Source organism: Novosphingobium sp. 17-62-19, assembly GCF_002256775.1.
In the GTDB taxonomy this organism is placed as follows: domain Bacteria; phylum Pseudomonadota; class Alphaproteobacteria; order Sphingomonadales; family Sphingomonadaceae; genus Novosphingobium.
This window is the reverse complement of record NZ_NCII01000094.1, coordinates 1-12,482: the sequence shown is the minus strand read 5'-3', so window position 1 is coordinate 12,482 and position 12,482 is coordinate 1. Positions and strand designations below refer to the sequence as shown.

The 12,482-nt window shown below is 62.3% G+C and carries 9 protein-coding genes; 5 read left to right on the top strand and 4 right to left on the bottom strand.

The genetic code is table 11. The features are described 5' to 3' along the window. Nucleotides 1–272: 272 nt before the first annotated feature. Nucleotides 273–695 carry a nucleoside-diphosphate kinase gene (gene ndk, locus B7X90_RS15335; RefSeq protein ID WP_268171054.1) on the bottom strand — a complete coding sequence of 141 codons (423 nt, stop codon included), beginning with the start codon at nt 693–695 and terminating at the stop codon, nt 273–275. A 174-nt stretch (nt 696–869) separates the two neighbouring features. Here ndk and B7X90_RS15330 point away from each other — a divergent pair, with 174 nt between their 5' ends. The 5 genes from B7X90_RS15330 to B7X90_RS15310 are packed head-to-tail and all read left to right on the top strand — an operon-like array spanning nt 870 to nt 6,570. Continuing rightward, nucleotides 870–1,787, top strand: a complete 918-nt coding sequence (locus tag B7X90_RS15330; RefSeq protein ID WP_292625841.1) for an SDR family NAD(P)-dependent oxidoreductase — start codon at nt 870–872, stop codon at nt 1,785–1,787. Nucleotides 1,788–1,799: 12 nt separating this feature from the next. Next, complete coding sequence (locus tag B7X90_RS15325; protein WP_292625840.1) at nt 1,800–2,984, top strand: acyl-CoA dehydrogenase family protein; 1,185 nt, start codon at nt 1,800–1,802, stop codon at nt 2,982–2,984. A gap of 3 nt (nt 2,985–2,987) precedes the next feature. Further along, the gene (locus B7X90_RS15320) at nt 2,988–4,190 is read left to right on the top strand and encodes a CoA transferase (RefSeq protein ID WP_292625839.1); all 1,203 of its coding nucleotides are present in this window, start codon (nt 2,988–2,990) and stop codon (nt 4,188–4,190) included. Then, nucleotides 4,187–5,404 (top strand): acetyl-CoA C-acetyltransferase, encoded by a 1,218-nt coding sequence (locus B7X90_RS15315; protein WP_292625838.1) that lies wholly within the window; start codon nt 4,187–4,189, stop codon nt 5,402–5,404. The genes B7X90_RS15320 and B7X90_RS15315 overlap by 4 nt, the downstream gene beginning before the upstream one ends. Next, the gene (locus tag B7X90_RS15310; protein ID WP_292625836.1) at nt 5,401–6,570 is read left to right on the top strand and encodes an acyl-CoA dehydrogenase family protein; all 1,170 of its coding nucleotides are present in this window, start codon (nt 5,401–5,403) and stop codon (nt 6,568–6,570) included. The genes B7X90_RS15315 and B7X90_RS15310 overlap by 4 nt, the downstream gene beginning before the upstream one ends. A 65-nt stretch (nt 6,571–6,635) precedes the next feature. On the opposite strand, the gene B7X90_RS15305 is transcribed toward B7X90_RS15310, so the two are convergent. From B7X90_RS15305 to B7X90_RS15295, 3 genes are read right to left on the bottom strand one after another with little or no spacing between them, the layout of a single operon-like run. Next, nucleotides 6,636–8,045: an efflux transporter outer membrane subunit gene (locus tag B7X90_RS15305; protein ID WP_292625834.1), complete on the bottom strand. Its 1,410-nt coding sequence runs from the start codon at nt 8,043–8,045 to the stop codon at nt 6,636–6,638. Continuing rightward, nucleotides 8,042–11,179: an efflux RND transporter permease subunit gene (locus tag B7X90_RS15300; protein WP_292625832.1), complete on the bottom strand. Its 3,138-nt coding sequence runs from the start codon at nt 11,177–11,179 to the stop codon at nt 8,042–8,044. The genes B7X90_RS15305 and B7X90_RS15300 overlap by 4 nt, the downstream gene beginning before the upstream one ends. A gap of 6 nt (nt 11,180–11,185) precedes the next feature. Continuing rightward, the gene (locus B7X90_RS15295; protein ID WP_292625830.1) at nt 11,186–12,367 is read right to left on the bottom strand and encodes an efflux RND transporter periplasmic adaptor subunit; all 1,182 of its coding nucleotides are present in this window, start codon (nt 12,365–12,367) and stop codon (nt 11,186–11,188) included. Nucleotides 12,368–12,482: the final 115 nt, after the last annotated feature.

Here is a 12,482-nt window from a genome sequence, read left to right as displayed (position 1 = left end):
TTCTCCAGGTTCGAGTTCGCATCCGAACCCTAACAGAAGATCGACGGTGGCTACCCTGTCAGGGAAACCTTCTTACACCACCCAGTGGGACACGACCGACCGCAGCTACTTTACGCTCTGTAAGTTCCGCTTACAATTATTGTTATCCCGGATAACCGCCGATTGGCAACGGAGCGTTGCAAAGGCGCAACATTCCACAAACGATCTGTTTGCACAAAAAAGCCGGAGCATCGCTGCCCCGGCCCTTTTGACGGTTAACCTGATCGCAAGAATCAGCCGACGATTTCTTCGGGCTTGAAGAAGTAGGCGATTTCGATGGCTGCGTTCTCGTCCGAATCCGAACCATGGACCGAATTGGCTTCGATCGATTCAGCCAGTTCCTTGCGGATCGTGCCGGGTTCTGCATTGGCGGGGTTGGTGGCACCCATGATGTCACGGTTCCGCTGCATCGCGTTCTCGCCTTCGAGAACCTGCACGACGACCGGGCCGGAGATCATGAATTCGACCAGTTCGCCAAAGAACGGACGTTCGCGGTGAACGGCATAGAAACCTTCGGCCTGTTCGCGGGTCATGTGGATGCGCTTGGAAGCGACGACGCGCAGGCCGGCTTCTTCCAGCATCTTGGTGACCGCACCGGTCAGGTTGCGGCGCGTGGCATCAGGCTTGATGATCGAGAAAGTGCGGGTAACCGCCATGGGATTTTCCTTGCGAACGTTGCGAATTTCGTTGGGCGCGCCCGTAGCCCGGTTTGCCGGGAACCGCAAGGTGCGGCGCAGCAATCTGCGCTTTTCAGAAAAATGCATGACGGCGGTTGAAGCTTTTTAATCGCACGCTTAACGTTTGCGAAAAGCGGGCGGTGGGAGATTCGGATGACTGGCGTGCTCGAAGGTAAAGTTGTGGCCGTGACCGGCGCAGGGCGCGGGATCGGGCGCGAAATTGCCCTGCTGTGCGCGCGTGAAGGTGCGGCAGTGGTGGTCAACGATCCGGGCGTGGCGCAAGCGGGCGATGGTGGCGATGCTGGCCCGGCACAGACCACGGTGGATGACATCGTGGCGGCAGGCGGCAGGGCTTGGGCCAATCTTGCCAGCGTGGCCGATCCGCTGGGTGCGGTGAGCATCGTTGAGGATGCGGTGCAGCGTTTTGGCCGGATCGATGCGGTGGTGAACAACGCGGGAATCCTGCGTGACACGATCTGGCACAAGATGTCTTACGAAGACTGGACCAGCGTCATCGACGTGAACCTGACCGGGGCCTTCAACGTTTCCAAGGCGGCAACGCCATACTTCCGCGAACAATCATCGGGCAGCTTCATCCACTTTACATCGACCAGCGGGCTGATCGGAAATGTGGGGCAGGCGAACTATTCAGCGGCAAAACTGGGACTGGTGGCGATGTCGCAATCCATCGCGCTCGATATGGCGCGCTGGGGCGTGCGATCAAACTGCATCGCGCCGTTCGCGTGGAGCCGCATGACTGCATCGATCCCGGCGGAAACGCCTGAACAGAAGCAGCGGGTGGAGCGGATGCAAACGATGGGGGCGGACAAGATTGCGCCGCTGGTGGCCTATCTGGCGTCTGATCTTTCAAGCGACGTGACCAACCAGGTGTTCTCGGTACGCAAGAACGAGATCCTGCTGTTTTCCAAACCCCGCCCGGTGCGGTCCATGGTCAAGCTGGAGGGGTGGACGCCTGCAGCAATTGCCGAAGAACTGATCCCGGCGTTCAAGCCTGCCTTCGCGCGCGCGGACGAAGTTTCGGCGCACGTTTTCCCATACGATCCGGTCTGAGGAGGCCCACCGATGAGCACTGCAAACCCCGGAATGGACCCGGAAATCTTCGACCAGTTCATCGAGCAGTTGCGCCGCTATGTGCGCGAACGGCTGATCCCAGCTGAAGAGGACGTGATCGCGCAGGACCGCATCCCTGACGACATCCTTGGCGAGATGCGTGAGATGGGGCTGTTCGGGATTACTATTCCCGAAGAATTCGGCGGGGCGGGCATGAATGTCAGCCAGTATATCGAGACGGTGAAGCAGATGAGCTATCCCGCGCCGGCCTATCGCTCCACCATGTCGATCAACATCGGCATGACCGGCACCGCGATCAAGAATTTCGGCACGGCAGAGCAGAAAGCCGAATGGCTGCCGCGCATCGCCAGTGGCGAAATTGCCTGTTTTGGCCTGACCGAGCCGGGTTCAGGGTCTGATAGCGCGGCGATGCAGACCTTGGCGGTGCGTGACGGCAATGGCTATCGGCTGAACGGGACGAAGCGATACATCACCAACAGCCCATCTGCGAAGATCGGGCTGATCATGGCGCGCACTTCGAAGGAAGCGCTGGCCAAGAACGCGCACGTTTCGGCCTTCATCGTCGATATGACCACGCCGGGGATCACCATCGGCAAGCCCGACAAGAAGATGGGGCAATCGGGCGCGCACATTGCCGACGTGATCATGGAAGATGTGCACATTCCGGGGTCGGCGCTGGTGGGCGGCGAGGAAGGTCGGGGTTTTCAGATTGCGATGCAGAGCCTTGATAACGGGCGGCTTTCGGTGGCGGGCATGGGCGTGGGCATGGGGCGCCGCGCGCTCGACACCGCGATCCGCTATGCCACCGAGCGCAAGGCCTTTGGCGAGCCGATTGCGAACTTTCAGCTGATCCAGGCGATGCTGGCCGACAGCGAGGCCGAACTCTATGCCGCCGAATGCATGATCGCCGATGCCTGCGCCCGCGCCGATAGGGGCGAGAACATCCAGCGCAAAGCGGCAGCGGCCAAGCTGTTCTCCTCGGAAGCCTGCGGGCGCGTGGTGGACCGCTGCGTGCAGGTGTTTGGCGGGGCAGGCTATCTGGCCGAATATCCGGCGGAACGGTTCTTCCGCGATGCGCGGATTTTGCGGATTTACGAGGGCACCAGCCAGATCATGCAGTTGCAGATCGCCAAGAGCCTGCTGCGGGAATTCGCGAGCGAAGGGGCGGTCTGGTAGGGCATGTACCAGCTTCTCGGCAATCTTGCGCTGGTCGAGGTGTCCTCGTTCATCGCCTCGCCCACCATCGGTCTCTATTGCGCGCAGTTCGGGGCAGAAGTGATCCGCGTGGACCAGATCGGCGGCGGACAGGACTTCCACCGCTGGCCGGTGAACGCGCGGGGCGACAGCTTCAGCTGGGAGAACCTGAACCGGGCCAAGCGTTCTGTTGCGCTGGATCTGACGCGGCCAGAGGGGCGTGAATTGCTGCTGGCGCTCTGTGCCGAAGTGGGCACGCTGGCCACGAACCTTCCGGCCAAGGGTTTTCTTGCGCATGAAAAGCTAGAGGTGCGGCGGGCGGACATGATCTCTGTGCGCGTGATGGGGTGGCCGGACGGGGCGATTGCGCTGGACTATACCGCCAATGCCGCCGTGGGCTGGCCCGCGCTGACCGGGCCTGATGAGCGTCCGGTAAACCATGCGCTGCCTGCGTGGGACTTCATTGCCGGGGCCTATGGTGCGTTCGCGCTTCTGGCCGCGGTGCAGCGCCGGGCAGCGACCGGGCTTGGCGGCGAAGTGCGCTTGCCGCTGACCGACATTGCCATGGGCACGACCGCCAACCTGGGCCGCGTAGCCGAAGTGTTGCACACCGGCCACGACCGCGAGGGCATCGGCAATGCCGTGTTCGGATCGATAGGGCGCGATTTCGTCACTGCCGATGGCGTGCGGACCATGATCGTGGCGATCAACGAGCGGCAGTGGCAAGGGCTTGTGCGTGCGCTGGCGCTGGAGGCCGATGTCGCGCGGATCGAGGCGGAGCGGAAAGTGGTGCTGGCGGGAAGCGACAGCAACCGCTTTACCAACCGCGATCTGGTGTTTGCCGCCATCGAGCGCGCCGTGGGTGCGCTGACGCATCAGGCATTGACGCAGCGGCTGGATGCCGAGGGCGTGACGCATGGACAATATCGCACCCTGCCCGAAGCGCTGGAGGATGCGCGGCTGTTCACCGCAAATCCGATGTTTTCACCATGCGCCGACAACCCCAGCGGCTTCGCCTATCCCGCCGCCGGAGCCTTTGCCACGATACCGCAGCTTGAGCGGCAACCCGCCGCCCCTGCCCCGCGCAACGGCCAGCATACCGAACAGGTGCTGGCAGACCATCTCAAGCTGTCATCGGGCGAGATTGCCCGGCTGATCGACAGCGGAATTGCAGGAATTGCCCGATGACCCAACTACGCCGCGCCGCCATCGTTGCCCCCATCCGCACTGCCGTTGGCAAGTTTGGCGGAGCGCTCTCATCGCTCACCGCAGGCGAACTGGGCGCAGTCGTTCTGAAGGCGCTGATGGAGCGGACGAAGATCGATCCGGCGCGGGTGGACGATGTGGTCTTTGCGCAAGGGTATGGGAATGGCGAGGCGCCGTGCATTGCGCACTGGTCGTGGTTGCTGGCGGGGCTGCCCGAAGCGGTGCCGGGGTATCAGTTGGACCGGCGCTGCGGATCAGGGCTTCAGGCCATCGTCAACGCGGCGATGATGGTGCAAACCGGGGTTTCCGACGTGGTGGTGGCGGGCGGCGTGGAGTCCATGTCGAACGTGGAGCACTATACCACGGACGTGCGCAAGGGCGTGCGCGCGGGGAGCCTGACGCTGCATGACCGGCTGACGCGCGGGCGGGTGATGAGCCAGCCGGTGGAGCGCTATGGCGTGATCAGCGGGATGATCGAGACGGCGGAGAATCTGGCCAAGGACTTCGGGATCAGCCGCGAGGCCTGCGATGCCTATGCGGCGCGCAGCCACCAGCGAGCAGCGGCGGCGTGGGCTGGCGGGTTGTTTGACGATGAACTGGTGGCGGTGCCGGTGCCGCAAAAGAAGGGCGAGGCGGTGATCTTTGCGCATGATGAAGGGTATCGCGCGGACGCTACGCCAGAATCGCTGGGCAAGTTGCGCGCGCTGGAGGGCGGCGTGGTGACGGCGGGCAATGCCAGCCAGCAGAACGATGCAGGCGCGGCCTGTCTGGTGGTGGCGGAGGACAAGCTGGAAGAACTGGGGCTTGAGCCGATAGCGTGGTTCCATTCGTGGGCGGCGGCGGGGTGTGATCCTTCGCGGATGGGCTATGGCCCGGTGCCTGCCACGGAGCGGCTGTTTGCGCGCAATGGTTTGTCTTGGTCGGACATCGACCTGATCGAGCTGAACGAGGCTTTTGCGCCGCAAGTGCTGGCCTGCCTGAAAGGCTGGGGCTGGTCGGACGATGACAGCCGCCACGCCATGCTCAACGTCAACGGATCTGGCATTTCACTGGGCCACCCCATCGGCGCAACCGGCGGGCGCATTCTGGCCAACCTGACGCGCGAGTTGCAGCGGCGCGGGGGGCGTTACGGGCTGGAGACGATGTGCATCGGCGGTGGTCAGGGCATTGCGGCCGTGTTCGAGGCAGCGCGGTGATCCTTTCGCCCTACGATAGCGAGGACCATGGCGAAATCCGCGAGGGTGTGCGCAAACTGTGCGCGCAGTTTCCGGGTGAGTATTGGCGCAAGCTGGACGCGGCGCGCGAATATCCCACCGATTTCGTCAATGCCTTGACTGAGGCGGGATACCTTTCGGTGCTGATCCCTGAGGAATACGGCGGGTCCGGCCTTGGCCTTGGCGCGGCGGCAGCGATCCTTGAGACGGTGCAGGCGCAAGGCGGCAACGGTGCGGCCTGCCATGCGCAGATGTATATCATGGGAACGATCCTGCGGCACGGGTCGGAGGAGCAGAAGCGCGCTTATCTGCCCAAGATCGCCAGCGGAGAGTTGCGGTTGCAGGCCTTTGGCGTGACCGAGCCGACGAGCGGGACCGACACGACCAGCTTGCGCACTTTTGCGAGGGCCGAGGGCGACGAATATGTGGTCAATGGCCAGAAGATCTGGACCAGCCGCGCCGAACATTCCGACCTGATGCTGCTGCTGGCGCGCACCACGCCGAAGGACGAGGTAGCGAAGAAGACCGACGGGCTATCGGTGTTCATCGTCGACATGCGCGAGGTGGTGGGCAAATCGCTGACCATCCGCCCGATCCGCACGATGATGAACCACGCGACGACCGAAGTGTTCTTCGACAACATGCGCATTCCGGCGGCCAACTTGCTGGGTGAGGAAGGCAAGGGTTTCCGCTACATCCTGTCTGGCATGAACGCCGAACGCGTGCTGATTGCCGCCGAATGCGTGGGCGATGCCAAGTGGTTCACGCAGCGGTCGGTGGAATACGCCAAAGAGCGTCAAGTGTTTGGGCGAGCGATCGGAGCCAATCAGGGCGTGGCCTTCCCCATCGCCAAGGCTTATGCGAACATGCGCGCCGCCGAACTGATGGTGCGCGAGGCGGCGCGGATGTATGAGGCGGGGCTGCCGATGGGCGCCGAGGCGAACATGGCCAAGATGCTGGCCGCCGACGCATCGTGGGAAGCGGGCAATGCCTGTGTTCAGACGCACGGCGGGTTCGGGTTTGCTGAAGAGTATGACGTGGAGCGCAAGCTGCGCGAGACGCGGTTGTATCAGGTGGCACCGATCAGCACGAACCTGATCCTGTCCTATCTGGCCGAGCATGTGCTGGGGTTACCGCGGAGCTATTGAGGCGAGCCAACTGCTTGTTCCAAGGAAGCGGGACCCCGGTCTGTACAGTCAAGCACGGGGTCCCGCTACTCTTCCGCTGGCACGGTCGTTTCCACCAACCCACCACCCAGCGCGCGATAGAGTTCGACCATGTTGCTGGCCTTGATCAGCCGGGCCGAGATCAGCGATTGTTGCGCGGTGTAGAGCGTGCGCTGCGCGTCGAGTGGTTCAAGAAAATTGGCCACCCCCGCTTCGTAGCGCAGCTTGCTGAGGCGGTAGGCCGTGGCGGCATTGACCTCTAGGCTGGTCTGCGCGCGCAGCCGTTCCTCGATAGTGCCGCGCCGGGCGAGTGCATCGGCGACTTCCCGGAAGGCTGTCTGGATTGCGCCTTCATACGTGGCGAGCGCAGCATCGCGTGAAGCTTTGGCGGCGGCGAGGTTGTTCGCCGTGGCACCGCCATCGAAAATGCGCTGCCGGACAGCGACGTTGGCAGATTTCTGGAAATCACCGCTGTCGAAAATCTGGGTCAGGCCCGCCGAGGCAAAGCCGAACAGGCCGGTGAGCGACAACGCGGGGAAAAACGCTGCACGCGCCGCACCGATATTGGCATACGTCGCTTTCAACGAATGTTCAGCCGAAAGGACATCAGGGCGGCGCAGCAGGACTTCGGACGAGAGGCCAACCGGCAGCGCGCCCAGCACTTGATCGCCTGCACCCAATGTTGTGGGCAGGACATCATCGGGCAGCGGGCCGCCTGCGATGAGTTCGAGCGCATTGCGGGCCTGCGCAAGGCTGGTCTGGAGATCGGCGACCGCTGCTTCAGCCGTATTCAACTGCGAGGTCGCCGTGGCGACATCAAGCTTGGTGCCGATGCCGTTCGCCTCGCGCCGCACGTTGACGGCCAGCGTTTCCTTGCGGGTGGCAACGGTTTCGCGCGCGATGCGCAGGGCATCAGCCGTAGCGGCATAGCTGAGCCAAGCGCTGGCGGTTTCAGCCACCAAAGCGATCTGGGTGGACTTGCGCCCCTCCTCTGTTGCCAGCCACGTTTCGAAACCGGCAGCGCTCAGGTTGCGCAAGCGGCCCCACAGATCGATCTCGTAGGCGCTGGAGCCTGCTTGCACGAGGAAGTTGTCCGTAATCCGACCCTGCGTGCCCTGCACCGCCGAGAGCGTCGCCGATGCATTGACGATCGGGAACAGCGCCGCGCGGTTCACGCGATAGAGTGCCCGTGCGCGTTCGACATTGGCAAGCGTGGTGCGCAAGTTGCGGTTGTCGGCCAAGGCCTTGCCGATGACTTGCTGCAAGCGGGGATCGGTGAAGAAATCGCGCCAGCCCAAGGCATCGACAGAGGTATCCCCGGCGGCAAGCGCGGGATAAGCCGTGCCCTGCGGCAGACTGAGGGCGACCGGCGCTTCGGGCTGCACATATTTGGGTGCAAAGTTACAGGCGGAAAGCGCAAGCGCCGACAGCGTGCTGAGAAGCGAGCGCAGCTTCATGCCGGTTCTCCCTCGGTCAGCGTCAGCTCTGGCGCGGGGCGCTTGCGATTGAACGCCCCCTTCACCAGAACAAAGAACACCGGCACAAGGAACACCGCCAGCACCGTGGCCGAGACCATGCCACCCATCACGCCGGTGCCGATGGCGCGCCGACCGTTGGCGCCTGCGCCACTGGCCAGGACCAGTGGCACAACGCCCGCGATGAAAGCGACGGAGGTCATAATGATCGGGCGCAAGCGCAAGCGGGCACCTTCGAGCGCAGCAGCAATCGGCGTGGCCCCCTTCTTCATGGCAAATTCAGCAAATTCCACGATCAGGATGGCGTTCTTGGCCGAAAGGCCGATGGTGGTGAGGAGAGCCACCTGAAAATAGATGTCGTTGTCGTACCCGCGCAAGGTGACCGCCACAACTGCACCGATGATGCCCAGCGGAAGCACCAGCAGCACCGCAGCAGGCACCGACCAGCTTTCATAAAGCGCAGCAAGGCACAGGAAGATGAAGAAGATCGAGGCGCCATAGAGCAGGCCCGACTGGCTGGACGCTGCGCGTTCCTGATAGGACAAGCCGCTCCATGCGACGGAGAAGCCACCATCGAGCGTGCCCGCATTCTCCTCCATGATGTTCATCGCATCGCCCGAACTGACACCCGGTGCGCCGCTGCCATTGAGCTGCTGCGCGGCGATACCGTTGAAGCGATCAAGCCGAACCGGCCCTTGCGTCCATTCCGTAGAAGCGAATGACGAGAACGGCGCCATCTGGCCGCTGCTGCTGCGCACGAACCACTGGCCAAGATCGGACGGCTTGGTGCGATAGGGCGCATCGCCCTGCACATAGACGCGCTTTACGCGGCCACGATCGATGAAGTCGTTCACATAAAGGCCGCCCCATGCAATCGACAGCGTGGAGTTTGCGGCGGCAGGCGCGATCTGGAATGCTGTTAGCGCTTCATCGTCGATATTGACCTTGAGCTGCGGCGTATCCTCAAGCCCGCTCAGGCGTACTTGACCCAGACGTGGATTTTCACCCGCCATCTGCACCAGTTTCTGGCGCGCAGCGGTGAGCGCGGCGCGGCCTGCGCCGGTGGCGTCCTGTAACCACATGTCAAATCCGGCGGACGATCCCAGCCCCCGGATCGGCGGCGGGCTGAGGATGAAGATCTGTGCTTCACGCGATTTGCGGAAATGGGCATTGAGGCGTTCGGCAATGGCAGTGGCAGAACGGTCTTTGCCGGGGCGTTCAGACCAATCTTTAAGCAGGATGAACCCTTGCCCTGCATTCTGCGCTGAACCCGACTGACCGCGGCCCATCACCACAAACGCAGCCTGAATGTTCTCCGCCTCTGCTTTGCGTATGTAGTCCGAAATCTGGGTTGCCACCGCGCGCGTCTGCTCTGATGTGGAACCGACCGGCAACTGGTAGTTGATCGAAAGATTGCCCTGATCTTCATCGGGCAGGAAGCTGGTCGGCAGGCGTACATAGAGCAGCATCATGGCAACGGTGATCGCACCAAACACCAGCATCCACGGCATCGGGCGCGAAACAGTGCGGGCAAGGCGGTTCTTGTAGCGGTCTTCCAGCCTGGCATAGCCATTGTTGAATTTGCTGAAGAAGCGGCCCTTTGGCTTCTCATGTTCCACCGGAACAAGCAGCGTAGCGCACAACGCAGGCGTGAAGATCAGCGCCACCAACGCCGAGAGCGTCATGGCCGACACGATGGTGACCGAGAACTGCCGGTAAATCGCGCCGGTAGACCCGCCGAAAAAGGCCATCGGCACAAACACAGCGGTAAGTACGAGGGTAATGCCGATCAGTGCCGAGGTGATTTCCCCCATCGACTTGACCGTCGCTTCCAGCGGATCGAGCTTTTCCTCGTGCATCACGCGCTCGACATTTTCGACCACCACAATCGCATCATCGACCAGCAGGCCGATAGCAAGGACGAGGCCGAACATCGTGAGCGTGTTGATCGTATAGCCGAACATCGACAGCACGCCAAATGTACCAAGCAGCACCACTGGCACGGCGATGGCCGGGATCAAGGTAGCGCGCCAGTTCTGCAGGAACAGGAACATCACGATGACGACCAGCACGATCGCCTCGATCAGCGACTTGACAACTTCCTCGATCGAGATCTTGACGAAGATGCTGCTGTCTCGCGGGTAGGCGGTGTGATAGCCGGGCGGCAAATCCTTCGCCAGTTCAGCGACCTTTTCCTTGACCAGTTCGGCAGTCAGCGTGGCATTTGCGCCCGAAGCAAGGTTGATTGCCATGCCCGTGGCAGGCTTGCCGTTGAAGCGGCTGAGCGAGCCATAGCTTTCCTCGCCCATCTCGACATTTGCCACATCCTTGAGCTTGACCACCGAGCCATCGACATTGGTCTTGACCACAATGTTCCTGAACTGCTCAGGCGTTTCGAGGCGAGAGCGCGCGGTGATCGTGGCGTTGAGGCGCTGACCTTCGGGCGCGGGATTGCCACCGATTTCGCCCGCCGCAACTTGCGTATTCTGGGCCTGCAATGCTGCCGTTATATCCGAAGGCATCAACTGGACAGCAGCAAGGCGCAGCGGATCGAGCCACACGCGCATGGCAAATGACCCGCCGAACACGTTGGCGCTGCCAACGCCTTCAACGCGCGATAGCGGGTCCTGGAAATGGGTGGTGAGGTAATCCGAAATGTCGGAATTCGTCGCGCGGCCTGTCTCGTCATAGATCGAGACGACCATCAGCATGTCGGACTGCGATTTGTTGACGTTTACGCCCTGCTGCTGGACCACCGCCGGCAATCGGCTGAGCGCGCGCGAGATCGCGTTCTGGACCTGAACTTGCGCGGTATCGGGATCGGTGCCCTTGTCGAAAGTGACGGTGATCCCCGCCGAGCCGTTGGACGAGTTGGAGTTGAAATAGAGCATCCCGTCCAGACCCTTGAGCTGCTGTTCAAGGATCTGGGTGACAGAGTTTTCCACCGTGGCAGCGTCTGCACCGCCATAGTTGGCGTTGATCGAAACGGTGGGTGGGGCGATGTCTGGGTATTGCTCCACGCCCATGGTGCTGACCGAGAAGATGCCTGCGGCCATGACGATGATGGCGAGTACCCACGCGAAGATCGGGCGATAGGCGAAAAACCGCGAGATCATGGGCCGTCAGTTCCCTGCCGTTGCAGGGCTTGCCTTGGCGCCATTTTCAGGCTGAGGCTTGCTGCCTGCGGGCACCACTTTGGCCTTGGCCCCTTCGCGCGCGTTGACCAAGCCTTCGACAACAACCTTGTCCCCCGGCTTGAGCCCTTCAGTAACCAGCCAGTTCTGGCCGACTGGCGTATCTGCCGTGATGTCGCGCTTCTCAAGCTCGTCCTTGGCGTTGGCAACCAGCACGCTGGCGCGACCGCGCGGATCGCGGGTGACGGCGGCTTGCGGCACAAGAATGCCATCGGGCACGCTGCCTTGCCCCACTTTCGCGCGCACGAACAGGCCAGGCAGCAGATCACCCTTGGGGTTGGGAACGACAGCGCGGACCGTGATCGTGCCGGTTTCCGGGTTCACATCAACATCTGCCGGATTCAGCTTTCCGGCAATCGGGTATTCGCTGCCATCAGGCAGGATGACGGTGACCGGTGCCGCCCCTGACACGAGCTTGCCGCTTTCAATGGCGCGGCGCAGCGCCATGAAATCGGCGCTCGACTGGCGGATGTTCACGTACATCGGATCGAGCCGCTGCACTTTGGCCATTGGTGTGGCCTGCGCATTGGTGACAAGCGCGCCCTTGGTAACCATCGAGATGCCGATACGGCCACTGATCGGCGACGTGACACGGGTAAAGCCAAGATTGACACGGGCAGATGCCAGCGCGGCGCGCGCCTGCCCCACAGCAGCGCGCGACTGGTTGTAGGTAGCGCGCGCGTCTGCCGCCTCCTGCTTGCTCACGCCACCTTGTTCGGCAAGCGCTTCAAAGCGTTCTGCGCGCAGGCGATTGGCTTCGACAGTAGCCTCTGCCGAGGCCACCGTCGCAGTTGCCTGCGCCTGCGTTGCGGCGAGCAGGCGGGAATCGATCTGATACAGCGCCTGCCCCTCACGCACGTAACTGCCTTCCTGGAACAGCCGCGCCATGACGAGGCCAGCCACTTGCGGGCGCACTTCGGCAATTTCAAAGGCTTCAGTCCGCCCGGCGAGTTCGGTCGTCAATTCGACTGCCTGAGCCTTGGCGATGATAACGCCGACAACCGGGACGGGCTTGGGCTTATCAGCTTCGGCCGATCCGCAGGCCGATAGGCCGAGCGGGGTGGTGATGATAGCGATAGCAAGCAGAAGTGATCGCGTTTGGGGCCGCAAAGATAGTCTCACTCAAAAAACGTATGGCCCGCCCCGTTTGCAAGGGGGATTTTGAAGTGCTCTGATCAGTCTGCGTCAACGTATGCGGTCTCATGGGTGACCCCCATGGCCAAGA

Bases quoted from the DNA above. Each gene is read 5' to 3' on its own strand.
- ndk (WP_268171054.1), bottom strand. From the start codon at position 695: ATGGCGGTTACCCGCACTTTCTCGATCATCAAGCCTGATGCCACGCGC.
- B7X90_RS15300 (WP_292625832.1), bottom strand. From the start codon at position 11,179: ATGATCTCGCGGTTTTTCGCCTATCGCCCGATCTTCGCGTGGGTACTC.
- B7X90_RS15305 (WP_292625834.1), bottom strand. From the start codon at position 8,045: ATGAAGCTGCGCTCGCTTCTCAGCACGCTGTCGGCGCTTGCGCTTTCC.
- B7X90_RS15325 (WP_292625840.1), top strand. From the start codon at position 1,800: ATGAGCACTGCAAACCCCGGAATGGACCCGGAAATCTTCGACCAGTTC.
- B7X90_RS15330 (WP_292625841.1), top strand. From the start codon at position 870: ATGACTGGCGTGCTCGAAGGTAAAGTTGTGGCCGTGACCGGCGCAGGG.
- B7X90_RS15315 (WP_292625838.1), top strand. From the start codon at position 4,187: ATGACCCAACTACGCCGCGCCGCCATCGTTGCCCCCATCCGCACTGCC.
- B7X90_RS15320 (WP_292625839.1), top strand. From the start codon at position 2,988: ATGTACCAGCTTCTCGGCAATCTTGCGCTGGTCGAGGTGTCCTCGTTC.